Raw genomic sequence first — 22,408 nt, 5'->3', positions numbered from 1 at the left:
CGCAGGCAGTACAGATAGTAGGGAAAGGCGAGGCAACGCCGTACTGGTTTAAAGTTAATCCACTATATCACACGGCCTGCGGGCTGGCTTCAATGTCGTGCAGGCTGCGGTAGCATGGGTCGAGCTGGTTGGCGATGAGGGTGAGCTGCCGGTGGAGGATGTGGCTTTGACGTTCGTCGCCTGCTTCTGTTTGTAAGGTTTCCAAGTCGGTTCGGATTTGGGAGAGGGTCGTCTGAAAATCTTGTTCGCCGGTTTGCGGGAGGTGTTCGAGCAGGTCGGCGATGCGGTAGCCGCTTTGGTAGAACTTGCGGACGAAGTCGGGGCTGCACGCGCCGTCCATTTCGCTGCGGTATGCGCCGAGTGCGGAGATGTAGCCGGTCAGGGCGTAGCTGGTTTTGAGAAGGTTGAAGCCGCTTTGCAGGTTGTTGCCGTATTTTTTGGGTTCGCTGCTCATGTCGGAGAGGGTGCTGCTGAGGGTAGCGGTGCGTTCGTGGGCTTGGCGGCGGACGGTGCGGTATTCGACGTCGTCGGCGATGCCGTATTGGAGCTGGTCGAGGATTTTTCTGAGGTAGGCGCCGTTGCCGCCGACGGTTTGGGCGGCGGTTTTTTCGAGGGTGAGGTAACGCCAGTCCGGCCAGAGGTAGGTGACGGCTGCCCACGCGAGGACGGAGCCGACGATGGTGTCGATGATGCGGACGGGCATGGCGGCATAGACGTCCAGCCCGGCGAGAGAGAAGCTGGTGAGGGCTTGGATGGTGATGAAGAAGGTGGAGAAGCTGTATTTGTAGCTTCGGGTCATGAAAAACAGGGTGGTGCTGGCGATGACGATCCAGAGTTTGGTTTCGACGGACGGGGTGAAATAAGGCACAAGGGAGCCGACGATGACGCCGAGGATGGTGCCGGCGATGCGTTGGTACACGCGGCTTTTGGTGGCGGTGTAGTTGGGTTGGCAGACGAAGACTGCGGTCAGGAGTATCCAGTAGCCGAGGTTGAGATGGAGGATTTCGACGATGATGCAGGAGGCGGCAACGAGGATGGAGAGGCGCGTGGCATGACGGAAAACGCCCGACTCGAAGTTGAGCTGGCTGCGGACGGTCTGCCAGACGTTTTTCAGGCTGCTGTTTTCGAGGGCGGCGATGCGGGTGTCGCTGCTGTTTTCGTTTTCGGCGGGGGAGTCGCTGTGTTGGAGTTGGCGCAGTTGGTGGTCGACGCTGCCGAGGTTGTCGAGCAGGCGGCGGATGTGGTGGATGTTGCGGCTTTCGGGGTGGTCGTCGGTGTAGTGGGCGAGGGATTGGCGGCAGCCTTCCATCGCGCGTCCGAGGCGTTTGCTGTATGTGTAGTCTTTGCCGTTCCTCAGGGCGGCGGCAACGTTGCGGCACGCCTGCCCCTGCATTTCGAGCAGGCGGCGGATGCGGAAGATGAGGTCGGTGTTTTTGAGGGTGTCGGTCAGCTCGGTGTAGTCGGCGTGGGCGGAGCTGACGCGTTCGTGTATATCTTGGGCGGTGAAGTAGTAGCGCAGCATTTTGGCGGTGCGCGGGTGGCGGTGTTTGCCGCGCAGGCGGTAAAACAGGGCGGCGCGGCATTGGTTGAAGGCGGTAATAACGCCGGTGTTGCTCATGGCAAGGTCGATTTGACGGTTGCCGAGCCAGGCGGCTTCGTCGGGATCGAAAAAGTCGGCTTTGGCGTCAAAATAGCCGCCGAGCGCTTCGTAGGCGTTGGCGACGCTTTCTTGGACGGGGCGGTGCGGGAGGATGATTTGGAAAACGAGTGTGCAGGTGCTGTATAACACGGTCCCGAGCAGAATCATGACGGGATTGGTCAGCCAGAAGGTTTCGGGGGTGTAGGTGAGCGTGGTGTAGGTGGCGACGGCAAGTGCGCCGAACGCGAAAGTGCGGTATTTCAGCCCGACCGCGCCCAAAATGGTAAAGCCGAACGTCATCAGGGTCATGGCGAGGATGAAGGGCAGGCCGGTGCCGAGCGTGCTTTGGGCGACGAGCGACGAGAGGGTGAACAGGGCGACGGTGATGATGATGTTTTTCAGACGACCTGTCAGGCGGTTGTCCAAATCGACGAGGCCGCCCGCGATGATGCCGAGCACGAAGGGCATGGCGAGCTTGGGCGTGCCAAACCGCCAGACGAGGGTTGCGGCGATAAAGACGCTGGCGAAAACGGGCAGCGAGGTGATGATGAGGGGTTTGAGCGGCGGGAGTTTCATCGTATTGGGCGCGGCTTTAAATGGGAATGGTTTGATTATAGTGGCTTAACTTTAAACCAGTACGGCGTTGCCTCGCCTTAGCTCAAAGAGAACGATTCTCTAAGGTGCTGAAGCACCAAGTGAATCGGTTCCGTACTATCTGTACTGTCTGCGGCTTCGTCGCTTGTCCTGATTTAGTTAATCCACTATATTATGAATGAAATGAAACGGTATTCTAACAGGATTTTAGGGCGGGGCGGGGGCTATGGGGTCGTCTGAAAACCTGTCCGACAGTGCCCCTGCGGAACGGATATGACCGACCTGCCTGTCTGTCCTCAAGAAAAAGGAACGAGATTGCCGCGCATGAAAAAGGTCGTCTGAAAACCCTAAAGTGTGGTTTTCAGACGACCTTTTCTTTTTCGTCGGCGTTATTGCGTTTGCTCGGCTTTCTGTTTTTCCGCTTCTTCGATTTTGCGGTCGTTTTCGTAATCCGAACGGAAGAGCCTGTCGAAACGGATGGTGTATTTCAACTCGCCGCCGTATGAACGGCTGCCGACGCGGGCGACGGCTTGGATGGCGCGGGTGAGCTGGTACACGAGCTTGACCGACTGTTCGGCACTGGAAAGACCGTATTCGTAACCTGCGTAGAGGTTGTTGGTGAACTGCTTGCCGACGGTCAGCACTTGTTCGGCGGGGTTGAGTTCGCCGGTTTGGGCGTTGCGGCTGCGTTGGCTGGTGATGCCCAAATCGTCCACCAGTCCGAGCCTGTCGTTGACTTGTCCGGCAAGGAGCGCGCCTGCTGCTGCGGAAAGTGCGGCATTGTCGCCGTCGCTGCCGCTGCTGGCGCGGTTGAGGATGAGCCAAGAGAGCTTGTCTTTTTCGCTCATCGCCTCTTTGGCAACGAGGGTCACGCGCGGATTGGAGAGGCTGCCGAGGACTTCGACGCCCGCACCGACGGGGGAAAGACGGCGTTCGGCGCGGATGTTCAAATTAGGGTTGTTGAGCGGACCGACGAAAGAAACCGTACCTTTGGTGATGTCGAGGTCTTGTCCGTAGGCTTTGTAACGGCCTTTAACGACTTTAACCGTACCGACGCCTTGGATGGCTTCGCCCGGGTGGGACGTGATGGTCAGCTTGCCGCCTATGGTGATGTCTGCGCCGTAACCGACGAAACGGATGTTGTCGTTGAGGTTGAGCGTCAGGTTGAGGTTGATGGGCGTCACGGCGGCGGTTTGTTTTTTCTCTTCGCCCAACACGACGACATCGTCGTCCAACGAGGGCATGGAGGATTTTTGCGAACCGAACATACCGTAGTCGCTGTTTAACGTACCGTTGAGGAACACGCCTTTTTGCTGGTTGTATTGCACTTTCGCGCTGCCGGAGAGGCGCAGGCGGCGGTTCGGACGGGAAAGGGTGTCGTATTTGTCGAAGACGACATCTACGTCAACGTCCGGATCGGCGTTGGCAAGGTTGACAGAGCCTTTAAGCTCGAGCGTACCGCCTTTGTGGAACTTGAGGCTGTCGATGACCCAGCGCTGCCCCTGCAAATGGGAACGTAAAACGCCGTTGTCGAGGATGAGGCCTTGGGTTTGGTTGCGGTAGTAGAGGTTTTCGCCGTTGAGCGTACCAGAAAGCTGCGGTTCGCCGACGCGTCCGCCAAGGCTGACGGCGGCATTCAGACGACCTTTGACGGTTTGTCCGACGGGCAGGAAGTTGCGGAAGACTTCGAGGTCGGCGACGTTGAGGTTGAGTTTGCCGCTCAAAGGCGCGGTGTCCATGCTGGCGCCTTGTCCGATGTTGACCGTACCGTCGGCAGTGCCGTAGTTGCTGGTGCCGTTCAAGGTGGCGGCGATGGTGGGCGAACCGACGCGCCCGCCTATGGTGGCGGCTGCGTTCAGACGACCTGTAATGCCTTGCGCGGTAGCGGGCAGGAAGGTTTTGATGGCGCCCAAGTCGGGGACGTTGAGGTTGATTTTGCCGCTTATGGGCGCATTGGCGATTTTGTTGCCGAACTGCTGGCTGATGCCCAGATTGGCGTTGACGCTGCCGAAACGGGTGCTGCCGTCAAGCGTGCTGTCGATGCGACCGTTTTGGAAACGGGTACGCAAGGAGAGCGCGCTCAAACCCAAGGGCATCTGTTTTTTCGGGTCTTTGTTCGGCAGGATGATGTCGCCGCTTTGGCGGTTGATGTTGAGGTAGCCGCGGGCGTTTTGACTGTACGCCAAATCCCAATCGCCGCCGAGTACCAAGTTGTGTTCGACGGGGATTTTGACGAAGTTTTGCAGCTCGGTGATGTGCAGGCTTTGCGCACTGCCTTTGCTGGTGATGCCGGCTTTTTTGTCCCAAACGAAGTTTTGCAGGTTGAGGCTGCCTCCCATTGCGCTCCAGCGCGCCGCGCTCATGGAAACGCGTTCCGCACCTGCTTCGAGGTTCATGCGGTTTTGCAGTTTGAGGTTGAACGCGCCACCGATGTCGAGCGTGTCCACGCTGCCTTTCCACTGATTGAAGTCTTTGTTCAGACCGCCCGCCGCGTTGACTTCGAGTTTGTAAGGTTTACCGTCCAACGCCATGCTGCTGCTGCCGTGTATGCGGTGTTGCGCGCCCGTTCCGTTGAGGGACAGGTCGACCGCATCGATGACGGTCGCGCCGCCGGAAAGGGCGATGTGGCTGCCTTTGATGTCGGCGGCAAGCGGACGGTTGATGTCGGGCGTGCCTTTGAGTTTGAAGTCAAGCATACGGATGTTGACGGCATCGCCGACACGCAGTGCGCGCGCTTCGCCGGAGAGGTCGGCTTCGTAGGTTTTCAGCCCGCCTTTGAGGTCGCCTGAAATGTAGCCGCGCGTATTGAGCAGCCCGCCCAGTCCGAAACCGAAACGGGAAAGGTCGGGAGCGGTGATGTCGATATTGAGGCGGTCGCCTTTTTTACCGAAGCTGCCGTTGGTTTTGACGATATTGTTGCCCAAACGCAAATCGGTCAGCGCGCGCGGGAGGTGTCCGGATTCGTAAACGACATCGGCTTTACCGCTGAGGGGGACGTTGTTTAACGTACTCGGCGCAAACTGCATTTTGCCGGCGAATTTTTCTTTCGCCAGTTCGCCTGAGAGATTGATGGTGCCATTGACGCTGCCTGCAGGCAGTTTCGGGTCAAGGCGGGAAGGATTGAACGCCTTGCTGGAAACATCGAGCTTGAGCAGGCGGTCTTTGAAGAGTTCGAGCGAACCTTGCGCCGTCAGTTCGCCGCCGTTTTGCGGTGCGACGCGGACGCGGTCGAGTTTGAGGGTGCGCTGTCCGTGTTTTCTGTCGGTGGCGAAGGACAGCAGGCCGGAAAGTTGCGCGTTGCTGCTTTCAAGATTCCAGTCCACAGCGGGCGATGAAGTTTCGCCTTTGACACCGATAAACCCGTTCCACTGACCGGCAACATTGGTGCGGACGAGGTCGTCTGAAACAAGATTGTTCACATTAATCTTGAGCGCAAGCGCGTTTTTTACCGTATCGACCGTACCGGCAACATTGAACGAACCTTCCTCCAACAGCCCGATTTCAGACTCTTGGACAGTTACCACGCCGTTGTCGTTAATCGTGAAGTCCGCCAGAATGTTGCGCACCGGAATGGATTTTGCATCGGCAAAACCCGCCGCCTTGTTTTCCAAGTCGAGCGAGCCGTCCAGCGCGATACCGTGCGTAAACGAAGGCACGACGGTCGCGTCAAACGTCAGGTTTGCCTTAGGCAGCGACGGCAGGAAAGCAGTCGGATTGATGTTGAAACCCTTAATCAGCACCTCGCCGATCATCTTGTCCAACGAAGCGGCAAAAGGATGCACCGTAGATTTCGCCGACAAATGCACATCGTCGCCGTCCAGCAGAATTTCAGTCTGCACATCCTGCAAACTGCCCCACAGACGTGCCTTACCCTCTATCGTCTCGCCTTCCAGCTCGCCCTTCGTCTGAACCGTCGTATTGAGCGCAAACGGCTTCTCCAGCCCGACCACCGCCGAACCCGTCGAATTGCTCCACGGCGTATCGAGGGCTTTCAAATCCAAGCGGTGTTCTTTCTGATCGTAATGGTATGCCGCATTCAGATGGTCGAGATAGACCGTCTGCTTGTCAAAATTTTTGCCCACGCTGAGTCTGCCCGTTTCCAAACGGTCAACGAACACCAGCACAGGCAAATCAATGCTCTCCGGCAGCCCTTTGGACGGCTTTTTCTCTTTCGGCGGCGTCGGCTTCGGCACGACCGCAATATCGCCCGCCACAATTTCAGTAATGTGCAGGCTGCGCTGAAACAGCTCGGACGGCTTCCAATCAAAACGGAACGCGCTGATTTTCACATCCGCCCCATCCGTTTCAATCATCCACTTATCGCCGTGAAAACCCTTAACCAGCGTACCTTCCAGCGTTTCCGACGCAATCTTCACACCAAACCAGGACGGAATCTTGTACAAACCGAAACGCAAGCCCGATTCCGTCCCCACCAGCCAGCCGATAAAGCCCGCCAGCGCGCACACCAGCACAACCAACGTCAGCAACAGACCCCGCAACCAGCGTCTCTTGCGCTTGGGCGGGGTGGATTGTGTTTCAGACGACGTAGGCACACTGTTTGGCGTTTCTTGGGTTTCTTGGACTGCTGTTTCGGACATCTTAACTTTCTTGTATGACTTAACGGCTGCACAGGACTCCGCCGCACCCGACGGAATCAACTTTTCAGACGACCCCATATCAAGACAGGTCGTCTGAAAAAGGATAATCATATCCCATTGCGGCGAATTGTGCTTGGGAAAGACAGCATTTCAGGTTTCAGACGACCCCATATACCCAAACGCCATGTTTACAGCGGTAAAATGCCAACAAATGTAAAAAGGTCGTCTGAAAAGATTGCAGGGATTAAAACCCACATTTTTCAGACGACCTCTGCTCATTTCAGCAACCCAACGCAAATCAATGAAAAGAAACGCGGCGGGTTGCCTCAAGCTGCGGCTTACCTGCCCGACAATACCGCCGCACCTGCTTTTGCGACGCTTTCGTCTTCATCGACCGAGCCGCCGCTCACGCCGACGCTGCCGACGATAACGCCGTTTTTATCCACCAGCAGCACACCGCCGGGGAAAATCACCAAACCGTCGTTGGTCACCTCAATGCCGTAAAGCTCACCGCCCGGCTGCGAAGCCTTGCCCAAATCGCGGGTGGACATATTGAAATAGCGTGCCGTTTTCGCCTTTTTCTGCGCAATATCAATGCTGCCGATAAACGCATCGTCCATACGCGCAAACGCCTTCAAATTACCGCCCGCGTCCATAACCGCGATATTCATCGGCACCTTGATTTCACGCGCCTTTTTCATCGAAGCCTGTACCACCGCCTGCGCCTGAGCCGTCGTCAAATCGCCCGGCAGCGTTTTGGTCAAACCCGCCGAAAACGCCGGCGCACCCAATGCCAAAGTACACAACAATGCAACTGATTTTATGCCGCGCATAACTGTCTCCTTGTATTGAATCAATGAAAGGTACTGCACTTTTGATTGTATGCCTGTCGGCGGGAAGAATAAAGGTCGTCTGAAAACCATAAGACAGGTTTTCAGACGACCTCAGATGGGCTTTGGATTCAAACACCGTATGCCCGCGGTTTCAGCAGGTCGGATTCGTCAATCCGAAACTTACCCTTACCCCTGCTGCTGGATGATATGCACATCGCGCTGCGGGAAAGGAATATTGATATTGGCGGCACGCAGGTTTTCCACTACCTGCTCGTTCAGCCCGAAGCGGAACGCGCCCAAATCGGCTTCGTTCGTCCACGCCCAAAGTGTAACTTCAATGGCGCTGTCGCCCAGGTTGGTAATATATGTTACTGCCTCTTTGCCTTGGGTCTGTACGCACAAAGGATGCTCGGTGGCGGCTTTCAAAACGGCGGCTTTGGCGGCTTTCAAATCACAGGCGTAATCCACACCGACCACCACCTGCACGCGGCACAGCGGCATGGAGGAACGGTTCACGATACTGTTGCTCATGACGACGCTGTTGGGCAGGATGACTTCTTCGTTATCCGGCGTACTCAGCGCGGTCTGCACCATTTTAATTTCGCTAACAAAGCCTTCGAAGCCGTTGACTTTGATGTAGTCGCCGACTTTAAACGGACGGAACAGAATAATCAGCGCGCCGGCGGCAAAGTTCGACAGTTGGTCTTTCAGCGACAAAGCCACCGCCAAACCCGCGCCGCCGATTAAGGCGGTAACCGACGTGGTCGGAATGCCCAGCTTGCCCAGCGCGGCAATGATGATCAGGATTAACAGGCCGACGTTAGCCACATTGCCGAGGAAGCTGACGAGCGTTCTGTCCACTTTGGCACGGGTCAGCGCAGCTTTCATCAGGATAACGAGACGGGCGGCAATCCATCTGCCGACAAAGAAAATCGCCAGCGCGGCAACGAGGTTGGTACCGAATGCCATGCCGGTTTCAGCAAGACGTTCCCAGCCCGCGAATGAAGAGAGGTTTTCAAGATCGAAATTCATGATTTTTATTTCTGGTCAAAGGATGATTGGAAATTTGGATATTATTCGGTTTACAGCAAGCCTGTCTATTTTTTCAGACGACCTTAAACCGCGTACCTGAGTCGTATTGAATCCATAAAGGGAACTGCGCCCGTGATTGTATGCCTGTCGGCGGGAAGAATAAAGGTCGTCTGAAAAACTCTGTAACGGGTTTTTCAGACGACCTTGGATGGGTTTTGGGGTTCAATAACCGCGTGCGTGCGTACCGCACACACCCTACACCCGATGTCCAGTTTCAGTAGGTCAGATTCTCGAATCTGACGGCTTTTGAGATAGCAGGCTTTTGTCGGATACAAGTATCCGACCTACGGCTACGGCTGGCTTAATTGACTATAGTATAGATATTAGTCCCATAAAGATGATTATAAAAATTGAAAAAGGTAAGAATACTGTTGTCAATAAAATAATTGTTGCACAGAAAATAGGTTTGTCAGAAGCACTCTGTTTTAGTAAAAAACTCTTTAGTTTATCAAGCTTTGATGTGCATTTATAAAGTATAGAAGCAAGTAAAAATACAATACCAAAAAATGATGTAAAAAGACTAGAAAAAAATAGTATTCCCTCTGGAAAAGCGTAAATAATTTCTGATTTTCCTCCTTCAATTTTTCCATTAGGGTATATATACCAATCATCTAATGTTACAAGTTGTAACGATAATTCAGAAGGATATTTAAACCATTCAATGATTTGGTTTATTAAAATATTGAAAACATTTTCATATAATATATTTTGACTTAAAATTATTGATTTACAAATAAAAAATAAAATTGAAAATAAAAATATAGAAAAGACAAAATCTAGAAATACAGAGACTACTTGAACTTTAATATTCTTTTTGGAGGACCAATTAAAAATATACCTTGTTAAAGATATTGAAAAATAATCAATAAAAATACCAAATATCATTAAGTATGAAAATTTTTCCCATACTAATTTTTTTATGATAGAAATGCTAAGCCAGCTGTGTGGATTTTTTAATACCAAAGTGATACAAAAAATAATGAAAAATAAAAATGTTACAATGGATGAAGTTAGGAATGCACGAAAAGATATTATTTTCTTCCCATAAATAATATCCGATAGATAAACTGAGGAAATTAGAAAACTTGAAAAGGGTTTATTAATTTTTAATTTTCTCAAATAATCAGGAATTTGTTGCGCAACATCCCCTTTACCAAAAGCATCATCAAGCCATTTTGAAATTTTTAGAACTATTCCAACTACTATAGGAACATTTAGAAAAAATATACCAAAAATTAAATTTTCTTTAAATAAAGATAGCATATAACACCTTTCAATCAATGCGCCTCTTCCCAATTCATCCCCACACCCACCTCAGCCACCAGCGGCACTTTCAACATCCCATCATCCACTTTCGCCATAATCTGCGGCAGTTTTTCTTTCACTAAATCTAGTTCGGCTTCGGGGACTTCCAGCACCAGTTCGTCATGCACCTGCATAATCAGTTTGCTCTTCAGGTCGTCTGAAACCAGCCAGCGGGACACGTCTATCATGGCGCGTTTGATGAGGTCGGAGGCGGTGCCTTGCATGGGGGCGTTGATGGCGGCGCGTTCGGCTCCGGCGCGGGCGTTGGCGTTTTTGTTGCGGATGTCGGGCAGGTAGAGGCGGCGGCCGAACAGGGTTTCGACGTAGCCTTGGGCGGCGGCTTGTTCTTTGGTGCGCTGCATGTATTCGGCGACGCCGGGGTAGCGGGCGAAGTAGCGGTCGATGAAGGTTTTGGCGGACAGGTTGTCTATGCCCAGCGATTTGGCGAGGCCGTATTGCCCCATGCCGTAAATGAGGCCGAAGTTGATGGTTTTGGCGTAGCGGCGTTGTTCGGGCGAGACGTTTTCGGGGGCGATGCCGAATACTTCGGCGGCGGTGCGGCGGTGTACGTCTTCGCCGTTTTGGAACGCGGCGATGAGAGTTTTGTCGCCGGAGAGGTGCGCCATGATGCGTAGCTCGATTTGGGAATAGTCGGCGGAAACGATGACGCTGCCTTGCGGTGCGGTGAAGGCGCGGCGCACGCGGCGGCCTTCGGCAGTGCGGATGGGAATGTTTTGTAGGTTGGGGTTGTTGCTGGCGAGGCGGCCGGTAATGGCGACAGCTTGGGCGTAGGTGGTATGCACGCGGCCGTCTTTGGGGGAAATCATTTCGGGCAGTTTGTCGGTGTAGGTGGATTTGAGTTTCGCCAGGCTGCGGTTTTGCAGGATGATTTTGGGCAGGGGGTAGTCGGGCGCGAGCTGTTCGAGCACGGCTTCGTTAGTGGAAATGCCGCCTTTGGCGGTTTTTTTCAGGCCTTTGGTGGGGATGCCCATTTTGTCGAACAGAATTTCTTGAAGCTGTTTGGGCGAGTTGAGGTTAAACGGCTGGCCTGCGGCGGCATAGGCCTCTTGTTCAAGCTTCATCAGCTCGGCGCCGAGTTCCGCGCTTTGGCGGGCGAGTTCGGCGCGGTCGATTTGAACGCCGTTGCGTTCCATTTCAAACAATACCTGCGCGACGGGCAGCTCCATTTTTTCATACATTTCAAGCTGTTTGGCGTCCATTTGCGCGCGCAGGTGCGCTTCGAGGCGCAGGGCGAAATCGGCGTCTTGGGCTGCGTATTCGGTCGCCTGCTCGATGGCGACGTCGGCAAAACCGATTTGCTTCGCGCCTTTGCCGCACAAGGATTCGTAGGTAATGGTTTCCAAGCCCAGCCAGCGTTCGGACAATTCGTCCAAGCCGTGTCCGAGATGGCTCTCGATGATGTAGGAAGCGAGCATGGAGTCGCCGGCAATGCCGTTCAGGGCGATGCCGTAGTTGGCGAAAACGTGTTGGTCGTATTTGAGGTTTTGCCCGATTTTTTTCAGGGCGGGGTTTTCCAAATGCGGTTTCAGACAACCTAATACGTCTTGTAAATCAAGCTGTTCAGGCACGGCGGTCAGGCTGTGGCCTACGGGGATGTAAACCGCTTCGCCTGCTTGGAACGCGATGCTGATGCCGACCATCGAGGCATTCATCGCGTCTAGGGAAGTGGTTTCCGTGTCGATGCCGATTTTGTCCGCCTGCGACAGTTTGTCCAACAAAGCGGCAAACTGCGCTTCGGTGGTAACGGCTTGATAATCCAGCTTTTCGGGGGCGGGTGCATGTTCTATGATTTTTTCAGACGACGTTTCCATGTCCAACGCCGCCTGTTCGCCTATCGTATCGCTGCCGAACAAATCGCCGGCCGCCGCTTCGTGCATACGGCTTTCCGCTTCTTTCAGCCAAGTGCGGAAGCCCCAGCGTTTGAAATCGACCGCAAGCTGCGACCATTTCGGCGAAGTGCGGCGCAGGCTTTCGAGGCCGTCTGAAAGCTCGGTGTGTAAATCCACATCGGTTTTAATCGTCACCAAATCATACGAAAGCGGCAGTTGGGGCAGCGCGGCTTGCAGGTTTTCGCCGACCTTGCCCTTGATTTCCGCAGCGTGTTCCATCACACCAGCCAGCGAACCGTAGGCTTCCAGCCACTTCACCGCCGTTTTCGGGCCGCACTTCTCCACGCCCGGCACGTTGTCCACCTTATCGCCCATCAGCGCGAGATAATCGCGGATTTGGTCGGGGCGCACGCCGAATTTCGCCTTCACGCCTTCAATGTCCAGCGTTTCGCCGCTCATCGTGTTCACCAGCGTTACGCGTTCGTTCACCAGCTGCGCCATGTCCTTATCGCCGGTGGACACCACCACATTCCAACCCGCTTCGCCAGCCATCGCCGCCAGCGTGCCGATAACGTCGTCCGCTTCGACTTGCGGAATCACCAGCACCGGCCAGCCCATCAGCCGCACCAAATCCGGCAAAGCTTCCGCCTGCGGGCGCAAATCGTCCGGCATCGGCGGGCGAGTCGCCTTATAGTCGGGGAACATCTCGTGGCGGAAATTCTTGCCTTTCGCATCAAACACCACCGCGCAATAATCATGCACATAATCCGCCCGCAGCCGGCGCAGCATGTTCAACACGCCATAAAGCGCACCCGTAGGCGCACCGTCAGGCGCGGACAACTGCGCCATCGCGTGATAAGCGCGGTAGAGATAAGAAGAGCCGTCAACGAGGAGGAGAGTGGGTTTGGACATGGTGAACCTGCTTGAAATAAGTGAAAAATAGATGGATGGATTATAAAGGAAAAGCTCGGTTCTCCCCATGTATCCGCAAACGTGTTTCAGCGCATTTTAGGGTTTACAAAAATAAACCATTTCAAATATTGCGCCTTGTCATTTCATCTTGTATATTTGCATACAAATGAATACAAACCAAATCAAATGAATATGAATGCGACAAACCGTATCCCCGTCAGCGTGCGAATTACTCAGGAAGACGCTGATTTTATTGCTGAATTAAAAATCGAAGGCGCGAATACGCCGTCTGAAAAAATCCGCGAGCTGCTCAAGCAGGCGCGTTTGGCGCATACGCAGACGCGCGATTACGGTTCCGCGCTGACGGCGCAGGAGCAGTTTTTCCAAGCGGCGAAACATGACGTGCTGCACGCGGAAAAGCAGGCGGGGGCGCATTCGCATATCGTGGCGCGATTGTTTGAGCAGCTGCCCGACTTGGGCGCAACGCTCGCCGCCGACCTGCCCGAAGAAGCCGACCTCGACGATTTGAAAAAATACGAACGCGAACTGATGTGGCGCATCGTCCGCCTCACCGACAGCATCTTGCAGCTCGCCGTAACCGGCAAAGGCGCGGCATACGACGATACCGTTCTGCAACAGCTTGAAAACACTTTGAAACTGGCGAGGATTGTGCAGCAGGCAGGCGAGGTTTGAGGTCTATCCTGCACCCACTTAAATCAAACACATTTTATTGAAAGGAAAATCCAAATGAGCGAAACCCTATCCCGCAGAGTGGGCCGTCTGGTGAGCGGCGGTTTTCATGCCCTGATTGATGCGGCGGAGAACCTTGCACCTGAGGCGGTCATGAACGAGAGCATCCGCGAAATCGAGCGGGCAGTGGACGAGGTGCGTGCCGAATTGGGCAAGGTGTTGGCGCAGAAACACCTTGCCGCCAAGAAAATGGCGGACGAGAGCAACCGCCACGAAGCCATCGATGCCAACCTGCAAGCCGCCGTAGCGGCGGGGCGCGACGATCTTGCCGAGGCGGGTATCGCCGAACAAATGGACATCGAAGCGCGTCTGCCTGTTTTGGAAAACACCATCGCCGATTGCGCCGCGCAGGAAAAAGAACTTGAAGGCTTTATCGCCGCCTTGCAGGCGAAAAAACGCGAGATGCAGCAGCAGTTGCAAGACTGGCGCGCCGCGCAGCAAAGCACGGGCGCAGGCAAAGCGGCAGGCGGCAGCGACCTCAACCGCATCGCCCGTGATGCCGAAAAAAGCGGCAACGCCTTCGACCGCGTGATGGGTCGTCAAAACGCGGTACACAGCAGCACCGATGCGGCGCAGTTGGCAAAATTGAAGGAGTTAGAAGACTTGAGCCGCAACAACCGTATTGCCGAACGGTTGGCGGCGTTGAAAGTGGGAAAATAAGTTTTCAGACGACCTCCTAAACAAATAAGGTCGTCTGAAAAGAAAAACGCCGCGCGGAGTTTGCCCTTGCGGCGTGTGGCGGAACGAATCAGTAGTCGATGCGTTCGCTGATAATCCGTAAATCCGGCCATGAGAAAACGATGTCGTATTCGCGTCCGTTTCTGAAGGCTTCGGCTTTCAGGACGGGGCGGCCGCGGCGGTCGTCGGCTTCGATTTCATGGACGCGGTAGCCGCGTCGTTCGAGTATCCGCATGACTTGCGCGCGTTTTTGTTCGAAAGACGGATCGCTGTAAATTTGGTGTTCGATGTAGTCGTCATCGTAATACTTGCCGTCGCGGTAACGGTAGTCGTCATAACGATCGTAATCGCGCTCATAGCGGTCATAATAGTAGTCGTCGTAATAATCATCGGGGTAAGGGGCGGCGCATGCGGCCAGTGCGATACTGCCCAGGAGTAATGCCGGTAATAGTTTTTTCATGTCGTATCCTTTCGGGACGTGGGGTAAGTAAAGAATGTTCGGGCGCGGTTATAAATCAACGCGTTCTTCGATAATGTTCAAATCGGGATAAGACATCACGATTTTGTATTCCAAGCTGCCTTTGTAGGCCTCAAACTCCAAAACGGGTCTCGCCCAATGCAGGTCGGTGTCGGAATCGTGCACCTCGTAGCCTCTGCCTTGCAGGATGGACACGGCGCGGTTGTGGTGTTGCGCGAACGCGGGGTCGGTTTCCATACGGTATTGGGCGTAGTCTTCGTAAAGGTCGAAACCTTCTGCTGCAAGAAAAATGGCGCAAATGACGGCGGCAGGAAGCAGCAGTTTTTTCAAAAGCGGTTTGAACGGTTCTATATATTGCGACTGCGGATATTTCATTTCGTTCCCTTTGCGTCTGTTGTCGGTATAGACATTTAAACACGCAGGACTTAGGGAAAAGTTAGGAGCGGTTTCAGACGACCTTTCTTTACGATACGCACAGGTCGTCTGAAAAATAGGGGAATTTGATGATTTTTGCCATCTTGATCGGCTTGCTAACCGCCGTCTTACTTTACTTTGTGATGTTTAAGGATTGGGACGAATTTGTCGAATGCGTCGAATTCTATTGCACACCCGACATTATCAGCGCACTGCGGGGGCGGTATTGGGATGACGTATGGGCGGAAACCAAAATCCTGCTGTGGCTGGGCATCAGTTTGGCGGCGGGCGCATCGGCTTATGCCTGGCTCAACTAGAGTCGGCGTTTCAAGGCGGATACCGTCTTTATTGCCGCGAACAGTAAATAATTGAAAGGAATGTCAAAATGAGCAAAAAACACACTTACCGCACCGCGACAACATGGACGGGCAATCTCGGCGAAGGCACATCATCCTACACCGCTTATTTGCGCAACTTTACCGTTTCCGCCGAGGGCAAGCCCGACCTGCACGGTTCCGCCGACCCAGCTTTCCGCGGCGATGCGGGCCGCTGGAACCCGGAAGAAATGCTGTTGGCCGCCGTTTCTGCCTGCCACAAACTATGGTACCTGCACCTGTGTGCCGACGCGGGCATCTGTGTTACCGCCTACACCGACCATGCCGAAGCGGTGATGGACGAAGGCGGGAATGGGAGCGCGGGGCGTTTCGTCTCCGCCGTGTTGAAGCCGCGCGTGACCATCGCCGCAGGAAGCGACCGCGCCAAAGCTTTGGAACTGCATCACGAAGCGCACCGCCTGTGTTTCATCGCCAACTCGGTCAACTTTCCAATTGAATGCCGCGCCGAGATTGAGAGCGGAGAGGTCGTCTGAAAATCCAATACCTGTTTGAAATGCAAGAATAAAAAGGAACACGAGAATGTGGAATCTAATCAACGCCCCCGAAACGGAAATCTTCGGCATCGCCATCGCGCTGATGGTTTTGCTCGGCGTGTTGGAAGTCATCTCCATGCTGGCGGGCGGCATCAGCGACTGGCTGGACAACCTGCTGCCCGACAGCCTGACCGAAACCGCGCACGCCGAAGTCGGGCTGGACGCTGCGGACGCGGGCGTGTTCGTCAGGTTTCTGAGCTGGCTGTATGTCGGTCGCGTGCCGGTGTTGATGCTGATGGTGGTGTTCCTTGCCGTGTACGGACTGACGGGCTACCTGTTTCAGACGACCTTTGCCGCCGTGTTCGGCAGCTATCTGAACGGATGGCTGGCGGCAGTAGCCGTGTGGTTCCTTTCGCTGCCGCTGGTGCGCCTGACGGCGGGCGGACTGTACAAAATCATGCCCAAAGACGAAACCACCGCTGTTTCGCAGGAAAGCCTAATCGGACGCATCGGTACGGTGGTACTGGGCGAAGCACGGGCAGGCAGCGCGGCGCAGGTGCGGGTGAAAGATGTGTATGGTCAACAGCATTATGTAATGGCAGAACCGGATTCCGACGAAGTGTTGAAACAGGGCGACGCGGTGTTGCTGGTGTCGCTGGAGGGAAATACGTTTAAAGCGATTTTGAACCCGAGCGGGAGCTTGGTGGATTGAGGTCGTCTGAAAATGAAGTTCCTGTACATACCTTAATTAGTTACATACTTGAACAGTCCGTTTTTCAAATGACCACTATCAGCATAATTTAAAAAAATTTATCGTTTAACTCACAAAAAGGAAAAATGAAATGCCAAGAAGATTAGACGCAATTTCTGACGGACTTAAGCAGGCTTTGTTGAATACATCTTTTGAGAATCAGGTGGTTGTTTGGTTAATGCAAGATGGGTGGCAGGTTTTTACCCCCGTTTTGGATCATGGGTATAAAACGGATATTTTAATTTCGGACGGAAAACGTTATTTCCGTATCCAAATCAAAACAGTAGATGCCAATAAGGGTAAGAAGCAAGAAGTATCGAATCAATGGGGAGAAATTAAGATTGATTTTGTTATTTATTTTGCACGAAATGGTGAATGGGGTTGCATTGCTCCAGCATTCTCCGAAAATAAAAAGCCTTTGAATGCCCCTGAACATAAGATGTTCTTATTAAAAAGAAATGAGTTTTTGACTGCTTTTCATACGGTTGATAATTAGCTCGGTAGGTCGGATTCTTGAATCCGACCTACCTTTAAAACCGTTATTTTTAACTTTTCAGACGACCCCAAATTCCAAAAAACCGTCTGAACCGATACCCCTCAAGTAGTCCGTAGCGTGGGCTTCGCCCACGAAGCAAACATCTCGGATGATCGTTTGATTCAAACGACAGTAGGCCGCGGGCAAAGCCCACGCTACGGTTTACTCACTTAGCAAATCGGTGAAAACTGGAAGAAAAGCTTTCTAGGGAAACGAATAAACCCTATTGAAGATTTTTGATTTCGAAAGGAAAGAATGATACACAAATTTTTTGTGAAAGTTTCAACTAATAAAAATGAAATTAAGATTTTGAAAGTTATACGAGCTTTTAATCAAGAACCGATTATTGAAATTCAAAGAAGACTTGAAAATAAAGAAAAGATTCTTGAAACCTTATATTTAGATCTGGAAAAGCTAAGAGAATTCAGAAAAGTACTAAGAAGCATTATAAATCTGGGTGGTGAAATTCATTTATTCCTTGATAGCGAGGACGATGAGGTTAGTCTAAATTTTCTGGATAATACAATTGCTTCTCAGGAAGATACAAAGAATTATATAGAGGAAGAAGACGCCTTCTTACATGATGAGGATGAATAAAAGAATCACAACTTTATAAGTCCTGCTGCGAATTTACTCGCTAAAAATTTTATAAAACTAACAAAAAGCAGCCGTTATAGTCGTTATTTTAAGCTTGGTAGGCCGGATTCTTGAATCCGACGAACCGCTCCGCTTCAACCGTATTGCACATAACCGAAATTGTCGGATTCAAGAATCCGACCTACCTTTAAAACCCCAGATTTTTAACCTTTCAGACGACCCTAAACCCTAAAAAAACCGTCTGAACCCACGCCCCTCAAGGGTATATCGACAACAAGAAAGGAAAACCCATGAACCTAGTTTCCATCGGCATCATCGCCGGCGTCATACTCGTCGCGCTGTTCGTACTCGGCCTCATCCTCACCCGCCTGTACCGCCGCGCCAGCAAAGAAGTCTCCTTCGTCCGTACCGGCTTCGGCGGCGAAAAAGTCATCATGAACGGCGGCGCGATGGTGCTGCCCGTGCTGCACGAAATCATCCCCGTCAACATGAACACGCTGCGTCTCGAAGTGCGCCGCGCGGCGCAGCAGGCGTTGATTACCCGCGACCGGATGCGCGTTGACGTGATGGCGGAATTTTACGTCCGCGTTAAACCCAGCGCTGAGAGCATCGCCACCGCCGCGCAAACGCTGGGTATGAAAACCATGTCGCCCGACGAATTGAAAGACCTCGTCGAAGGTAAATTCGTCGATGCCCTGCGCGCCGTCGCCGCCGAAATGGCGATGGAAGAGCTGCACGAAAAACGTGTTGATTTCGTTCAGAAAGTGCAACAAGTCGTCAGCGAAGACTTGTTTAAAAACGGCCTCGAACTCGAAACCGTTTCCCTGACCGGCCTCGACCAAACCAGCTTTGAGTTTTTCAACCCGCAAAATGCGTTTGACGCGGAAGGTCTGACCAAACTGACCGAAACCATCGAAGGCCGCCGCAAAAAACGCAACGAAATCGAACAAGACACCGATTTGGCGATTAAAACCAAAAACCTCGAAGCCGAGCAGCAACGCCTGAAAATCTCGCGCGAAGAAGAATACGCCAAACTCGAACAAGAACGCGAAATCGCCGTGCGCCGCGCCGAACAGGAAGCCAGCATCGCTGAGCAGGAAGCGCAGAAAAAACGCGAGGCGGAAGAAGCTAAAATCGCCGCCGAACGCGAAGTGGATTTGAAACGCATCGCCGCCGAACGCGACATTAAAAACGAAGACATCCGCAAAGCCCAAGCCGTCGAGCAGGCGGAGGTCGAACGCCGCAAAGCCATCGAGCTTGCCGAACAAGACCGAGCCATCGCCGTTGCCGAAAAATCGCGTGCCGAATCCGAAGCCAAAGCCGAGGCCGACAAAGCCCGTGCCGCCGCCGTGCGTGAAGAAGAGAGCGTGATTACCGTGCGCGAAACCGAACGCGCCGAGCGTGCCAAAGCGGTCGAACTGATTGCCGCCGAAGAAGCCGCGCAAAAAGACGCGATTTCGCTCACCGTCGCCGCGGAAGCCGAGAAGCAGGCCGCGCAAGACCGCGCCGAAGCCGTGCGCATTGCCGCCGAAGCCGAAGCCGAGAAACAACGCCTGCAAGCCAAAGGTGAAGCCGATGCCAAAGTCCTGCTGGCACAAGCGCAAGAGCAGCAATACAAAGTCGATGCCGAAGGTACCCGCGCCGTCAACGAAGCCGCCAACGTGCTGAGCGTCGAGCAAGTCGAAATGCAAGTGCGCCTCGCCCTGTTGAAACACCTGCCCGACATCATCCGCGAATCCGTGCGCCCGATGGAAAACATTGACGACATCAAGATTCTGCAAGTCAACGGCTTGGGCGGATTCAGCGGCGCTGCCAACGGCTCCGAAGGCGTGTCGGACGGACAAACCACACAAGCCAGCCTCGCCGACCAAATGGTCAACAGCGCCCTGCGCTACCGCAGCCAAGCCCCGCTGGTTGACGGCCTCTTGAAAGAATTGGGCCTGAACGGCGGCGACATCAACGGTCTGACGCAAGGACTGGATAAAGGCATCGGCAAAGAATAAGCCACGCCGTAAAGAAGGTCTGAAAGCAAAGGTCGTCTGAAAACCCGAAACAGGGTTTCAGACGACCTTTTGTCATGGAAGGAACAATCTGCCATCAGCCAAACCTGTTCCATCGTATAGTGGATTAACTTTAAACCGGTACGGCGTTGCCTCTCCTTAGCTCAAAGAGAACGATTCTCTAAGGTGCTGAAGCACCAAGTGAATTGGTTCCGTACTATCTGTACTGTCTGCGGCTTCGTCGCCTTGTCCTGATTCAAATTTAATCCACTATATTATGGAAGGAACAAATCTGCCATCAGCCAAATCTGTTCTATCGCATCATACGCGACAAATAGGCGGAGCAGGTTCAGCGTATTCGTCAGGCGTTCGGCTTGCAGAAAACCAGTTGGAAGCCGCACTCGACTTCCTCTTCCTAATCCGGCAGAACAAGCAAACTGCGTCCGCCGCAAAGCGGCATTGAAGCAATAGTTTGTCCATACCGAACAAGCCGTTTTAAAGTATATAGTGGATTAACTTTGAATCAGGACAAGGCGACGAAGCCGCAGACAGTACAGATAGTACGGAACCGATTCACTTGGTGCTTCAGCACCTTAGAGAATCGTTCTCTTTGAGCTAAGGCGAGGCAACGCCGTACTGGTTTAAAGTTAATCCACTATAAAACACAAAGGTCGTCTGAAAACCGATTTCAAAGTTTCAGACGACCTTTTATCTTTTCCGGCAAACCAGACTTACCCTCTGCGCAATGCGGCGGTATTGACGTATTTTTGGATGCCGGTGGCGATGGCGTCGGCGCATTGGCGGCGGAAGGAGTCGCTGCCGAGCAGTCGCTCTTCGGTGGGGTTGGACAGGAAGGCGGTTTCGACGAGGATGGACGGGATGTCGGGTGCGCGCAGGACGGCGAAGTTGGCTTCGTCAACGCGGCCTTTGTGGAGTTGGTTGAGTTTGCCCAATTCGGTCAGGACGGAATGTCCGAGTTTGCGGCTGTCGCGCATGGTGGCGGTTTGGGTCATGTCGAGAATGGCGTTATCGACGCTACGGTTGCCGCTTTTGGGAACGCCGCCGATGGCGTCGGCGTTGTTTTGGGTTTGGGCGAGGAATTTGGCGGCGGAGCTGGTCGCGCCTTTGGTGTTGAGCATATACACGCCGGTACCGCGCGCAGACGGGCTGGTGAAGGCGTCGGCATGGATGGAGACAAACACGTCGGCATTACGGGCGCGGGCTTTGGCGACGCGCACGCCCAATGGGATGAAGATGTCTTCGTTGCGGGTCATGTAAACGGTGTAGCCTATGCTTTCAAGGCGGTTTTTGGCTTCGCGGGCGATGGAGAGGACGACGTTTTTCTCTTTCAAGCCGCTGGGTCCGATGGCGCCGGGGTCTTCACCGCCGTGACCGGGGTCTAGCATGACGACGGGGCGGCGTCCGCCGCGGTTGGAGCGGGGAGGTGCGTCTTGGGCAATGTTCGTGCGATCGGTAGGACGTTGTGTCTGCAGGCGTTTCGGCGGGTTGCCGTTGAGCAGCGCCATCATCGGGTCGTTGGCATCGACGCCGTGCGGATAAAGATCTATCACGAGACGGTTTTTGAAGCCGCCGACAGGGGCAAGCGAGAAGACTTGCGGATAGGCGTTTTGCTTGAGGTCGATCACGACGCGTACGGTCGTCGGGGTGTTTTGTCCAGCACGGATGCTGCGGATATAGGGGTCGTCGGGCAGGACTTTGCCGGAAATGCCTTGCAGGACGCTGTTGATGTTGGCGTTTTGGATGTCGATGACGAGCCTGCCGGGGTTTTCCAAGGCGAAATGCTGATATTGCAGGGCGCGCGAGCTTTCGATGGTGATACGGGTATAGGCGTGCGAAGGCCAAATACGGGCGGCGACGAATTGGGCGGGCGGCGCGGCTTTGGCGAGGGCGGAGGCGATCGGTGTGAGGGTAAACAACAGTCCGGCGGCTTGGCGGACGACTTGTCTTCGTGTCAGTTTGAATTTAACCATGCTTCTAAACTTTTTTGTCCGTTGGCAGTATGTGCGGTAGCAGTGCAGGCCCTGCCCTGCGCGGCGTGATTCAGGGATACGGTGATGTCTGCGGGCGGTGTGAACGCGCCGCCTTGTTGCGGCCATTCGATGATGCAGACGCTGTCAGGGGAGAACAGGTCGTCCAAACCCGCATCTTCCCATTCTTCGGGCGAGGCAAAGCGGTAAAGGTCGAAATGATGGAGCGTGAACGCTTCCAGCGGGTAGGATTCGACGATGGCGTAGGTCGGGCTTTTGACCGCGCCGGTGTGTCCGAGTCCGCGCAGGATGCCGCGCGTGAACGTGGTTTTCCCCGCGCCCAAATCGCCTTGCAGATGGATGACCAATGGCGCGTGCAGCGATTTTGCCCAACTTCCGCCCAGCTCGAGTGTGGACTCTTCGTCGGGAAGCCAGCGGGAAAAGGTTGCGCCCTCGCTCATGAAATCAGCCTTATCGTGTTCTAAAAACCTTAATTATGCTGGATTTACGGGCATTTGCAAACATA

The 22,408-nt window shown here is 53.7% G+C and carries 19 protein-coding genes and 1 pseudogene; 9 read left to right on the top strand and 11 right to left on the bottom strand.

Going from position 1 to position 22,408, the window contains the following annotated elements; translation table 11 throughout:
* Window positions 1-67: 67 nt before the first annotated feature.
* The 6 genes from yccS to polA all read right to left on the bottom strand — a co-directional run bounded on the left by yccS (window position 68) and on the right by polA (window position 12,823).
* A complete protein-coding gene (gene yccS / locus MON40_RS13250) occupies window positions 68-2,215 on the bottom strand; it encodes a YccS family putative transporter (protein ID WP_003779451.1) in 2,148 nt (715 codons plus the stop codon).
* Window positions 2,216-2,622: 407 nt separating this feature from the next.
* Window positions 2,623-6,831 (bottom strand): translocation/assembly module TamB domain-containing protein, encoded by a 4,209-nt coding sequence (locus MON40_RS13245; RefSeq protein WP_039863173.1) that lies wholly within the window; start codon window positions 6,829-6,831, stop codon window positions 2,623-2,625.
* A gap of 338 nt (window positions 6,832-7,169) precedes the next feature.
* Entirely contained in the window at window positions 7,170-7,664 is a 495-nt protein-coding gene (locus MON40_RS13240) for a GlcG/HbpS family heme-binding protein (protein WP_009312456.1), read from the bottom strand.
* 186 nt (window positions 7,665-7,850) lie between these two features.
* Window positions 7,851-8,696: a mechanosensitive ion channel family protein gene (locus tag MON40_RS13235; protein ID WP_003779444.1), complete on the bottom strand. Its 846-nt coding sequence runs from the start codon at window positions 8,694-8,696 to the stop codon at window positions 7,851-7,853.
* A gap of 369 nt (window positions 8,697-9,065) precedes the next feature.
* The gene (locus MON40_RS13230; protein WP_242925946.1) at window positions 9,066-10,019 is read right to left on the bottom strand and encodes a hypothetical protein; all 954 of its coding nucleotides are present in this window, start codon (window positions 10,017-10,019) and stop codon (window positions 9,066-9,068) included.
* 14 nt (window positions 10,020-10,033) lie between these two features.
* Window positions 10,034-12,823 (bottom strand): DNA polymerase I, encoded by a 2,790-nt coding sequence (polA, locus tag MON40_RS13225; RefSeq protein WP_242925945.1) that lies wholly within the window; start codon window positions 12,821-12,823, stop codon window positions 10,034-10,036.
* A gap of 192 nt (window positions 12,824-13,015) precedes the next feature.
* Between polA and MON40_RS13220 the strand changes: the two genes are divergently transcribed.
* Together MON40_RS13220 and MON40_RS13215 are read left to right on the top strand one after the other, a co-directional pair.
* The gene (locus MON40_RS13220; protein WP_039863209.1) at window positions 13,016-13,516 is read left to right on the top strand and encodes a hypothetical protein; all 501 of its coding nucleotides are present in this window, start codon (window positions 13,016-13,018) and stop codon (window positions 13,514-13,516) included.
* Window positions 13,517-13,570: 54 nt separating this feature from the next.
* Window positions 13,571-14,233, top strand: coding sequence for a PspA/IM30 family protein (locus MON40_RS13215; RefSeq protein WP_003779434.1), 663 nt, complete (start codon window positions 13,571-13,573; stop codon window positions 14,231-14,233).
* 88 nt (window positions 14,234-14,321) lie between these two features.
* Here MON40_RS13215 and MON40_RS13210 read toward each other — a convergent pair whose 3' ends face one another.
* On the bottom strand, window positions 14,322-14,711 hold the full coding sequence (locus tag MON40_RS13210; RefSeq protein WP_003779433.1) for a PepSY domain-containing protein: 390 nt from the start codon (window positions 14,709-14,711) through the stop codon (window positions 14,322-14,324).
* Window positions 14,712-14,759: 48 nt separating this feature from the next.
* Complete coding sequence (locus tag MON40_RS13205) at window positions 14,760-15,104, bottom strand: hypothetical protein (protein WP_003779431.1); 345 nt, start codon at window positions 15,102-15,104, stop codon at window positions 14,760-14,762.
* Between the two features lie 128 nt (window positions 15,105-15,232).
* Here MON40_RS13205 and MON40_RS13200 point away from each other — a divergent pair, with 128 nt between their 5' ends.
* From MON40_RS13200 to MON40_RS13175, 6 genes are all read left to right on the top strand, one after another.
* Window positions 15,233-15,460, top strand: coding sequence for a hypothetical protein (locus MON40_RS13200; RefSeq protein WP_003743669.1), 228 nt, complete (start codon window positions 15,233-15,235; stop codon window positions 15,458-15,460).
* A gap of 68 nt (window positions 15,461-15,528) precedes the next feature.
* Entirely contained in the window at window positions 15,529-16,011 is a 483-nt protein-coding gene (locus MON40_RS13195) for an OsmC family protein (protein ID WP_003779428.1), read from the top strand.
* Window positions 16,012-16,057: 46 nt separating this feature from the next.
* Window positions 16,058-16,723 (top strand): YqiJ family protein, encoded by a 666-nt coding sequence (locus MON40_RS13190; protein ID WP_003767067.1) that lies wholly within the window; start codon window positions 16,058-16,060, stop codon window positions 16,721-16,723.
* Between the two features lie 130 nt (window positions 16,724-16,853).
* Window positions 16,854-17,258 carry a hypothetical protein gene (locus MON40_RS13185; protein WP_003779426.1) on the top strand — a complete coding sequence of 135 codons (405 nt, stop codon included), beginning with the start codon at window positions 16,854-16,856 and terminating at the stop codon, window positions 17,256-17,258.
* Window positions 17,259-17,552: 294 nt separating this feature from the next.
* On the top strand, window positions 17,553-17,894 hold the full coding sequence (locus MON40_RS13180) for a hypothetical protein (protein ID WP_003779423.1): 342 nt from the start codon (window positions 17,553-17,555) through the stop codon (window positions 17,892-17,894).
* A gap of 290 nt (window positions 17,895-18,184) precedes the next feature.
* Window positions 18,185-19,897, top strand: coding sequence for a flotillin family protein (locus MON40_RS13175; RefSeq protein WP_003743659.1), 1,713 nt, complete (start codon window positions 18,185-18,187; stop codon window positions 19,895-19,897).
* 272 nt (window positions 19,898-20,169) lie between these two features.
* Here MON40_RS13175 and MON40_RS13400 read toward each other — a convergent pair whose 3' ends face one another.
* Window positions 20,170-20,295: a hypothetical protein gene (locus MON40_RS13400; RefSeq protein WP_003779421.1), complete on the bottom strand. Its 126-nt coding sequence runs from the start codon at window positions 20,293-20,295 to the stop codon at window positions 20,170-20,172.
* A 102-nt stretch (window positions 20,296-20,397) separates the two neighbouring features.
* On the opposite strand from MON40_RS13400, the pseudogene MON40_RS13620 reads away from it, so the two are divergent.
* Window positions 20,398-20,460: pseudogene (locus MON40_RS13620) on the top strand (transposase); the annotation flags it as partial.
* Window positions 20,461-20,625: 165 nt separating this feature from the next.
* Here the strand turns inward: MON40_RS13620 and MON40_RS13170 are convergent.
* Both MON40_RS13170 and tsaE read right to left on the bottom strand, forming a co-directional pair.
* Complete coding sequence (locus MON40_RS13170; RefSeq protein WP_003779420.1) at window positions 20,626-21,885, bottom strand: N-acetylmuramoyl-L-alanine amidase; 1,260 nt, start codon at window positions 21,883-21,885, stop codon at window positions 20,626-20,628.
* Window positions 21,867-22,343 (bottom strand): tRNA (adenosine(37)-N6)-threonylcarbamoyltransferase complex ATPase subunit type 1 TsaE, encoded by a 477-nt coding sequence (gene tsaE / locus MON40_RS13165; RefSeq protein WP_003779419.1) that lies wholly within the window; start codon window positions 22,341-22,343, stop codon window positions 21,867-21,869. Before tsaE ends, MON40_RS13170 begins: the two co-directional genes overlap by 19 nt.
* Window positions 22,344-22,408: the final 65 nt, after the last annotated feature.

Source organism: Neisseria macacae ATCC 33926, from assembly GCF_022749495.1.
Lineage (GTDB): Bacteria > Pseudomonadota > Gammaproteobacteria > Burkholderiales > Neisseriaceae > Neisseria > Neisseria macacae.
The sequence above is the reverse complement of the archived record's forward strand: the minus strand, read 5'-3'. Positions and strand labels throughout refer to the sequence as shown.

What these genes read in the sequence shown, in the direction of transcription:
- MON40_RS13200 (WP_003743669.1), top strand. Translation starts at nt 15,233, where the DNA reads ATGATTTTTGCCATCTTGATCGGCTTGCTAACCGCCGTCTTACTTTAC.
- MON40_RS13185 (WP_003779426.1), top strand. Translation starts at nt 16,854, where the DNA reads ATGCCAAGAAGATTAGACGCAATTTCTGACGGACTTAAGCAGGCTTTG.
- MON40_RS13170 (WP_003779420.1), bottom strand. Translation starts at nt 21,885, where the DNA reads ATGGTTAAATTCAAACTGACACGAAGACAAGTCGTCCGCCAAGCCGCC.
- MON40_RS13245 (WP_039863173.1), bottom strand. Translation starts at nt 6,831, where the DNA reads ATGTCCGAAACAGCAGTCCAAGAAACCCAAGAAACGCCAAACAGTGTG.
- MON40_RS13210 (WP_003779433.1), bottom strand. Translation starts at nt 14,711, where the DNA reads ATGAAAAAACTATTACCGGCATTACTCCTGGGCAGTATCGCACTGGCC.
- MON40_RS13240 (WP_009312456.1), bottom strand. Translation starts at nt 7,664, where the DNA reads ATGCGCGGCATAAAATCAGTTGCATTGTTGTGTACTTTGGCATTGGGT.
- yccS (WP_003779451.1), bottom strand. Translation starts at nt 2,215, where the DNA reads ATGAAACTCCCGCCGCTCAAACCCCTCATCATCACCTCGCTGCCCGTT.
- tsaE (WP_003779419.1), bottom strand. Translation starts at nt 22,343, where the DNA reads ATGAGCGAGGGCGCAACCTTTTCCCGCTGGCTTCCCGACGAAGAGTCC.
- MON40_RS13235 (WP_003779444.1), bottom strand. Translation starts at nt 8,696, where the DNA reads ATGAATTTCGATCTTGAAAACCTCTCTTCATTCGCGGGCTGGGAACGT.
- MON40_RS13205 (WP_003779431.1), bottom strand. Translation starts at nt 15,104, where the DNA reads ATGAAATATCCGCAGTCGCAATATATAGAACCGTTCAAACCGCTTTTG.
- MON40_RS13230 (WP_242925946.1), bottom strand. Translation starts at nt 10,019, where the DNA reads ATGCTATCTTTATTTAAAGAAAATTTAATTTTTGGTATATTTTTTCTA.
- MON40_RS13190 (WP_003767067.1), top strand. Translation starts at nt 16,058, where the DNA reads ATGTGGAATCTAATCAACGCCCCCGAAACGGAAATCTTCGGCATCGCC.
- MON40_RS13215 (WP_003779434.1), top strand. Translation starts at nt 13,571, where the DNA reads ATGAGCGAAACCCTATCCCGCAGAGTGGGCCGTCTGGTGAGCGGCGGT.
- MON40_RS13195 (WP_003779428.1), top strand. Translation starts at nt 15,529, where the DNA reads ATGAGCAAAAAACACACTTACCGCACCGCGACAACATGGACGGGCAAT.
- MON40_RS13175 (WP_003743659.1), top strand. Translation starts at nt 18,185, where the DNA reads ATGAACCTAGTTTCCATCGGCATCATCGCCGGCGTCATACTCGTCGCG.
- polA (WP_242925945.1), bottom strand. Translation starts at nt 12,823, where the DNA reads ATGTCCAAACCCACTCTCCTCCTCGTTGACGGCTCTTCTTATCTCTAC.
- MON40_RS13180 (WP_003779423.1), top strand. Translation starts at nt 17,553, where the DNA reads ATGATACACAAATTTTTTGTGAAAGTTTCAACTAATAAAAATGAAATT.
- MON40_RS13220 (WP_039863209.1), top strand. Translation starts at nt 13,016, where the DNA reads ATGAATGCGACAAACCGTATCCCCGTCAGCGTGCGAATTACTCAGGAA.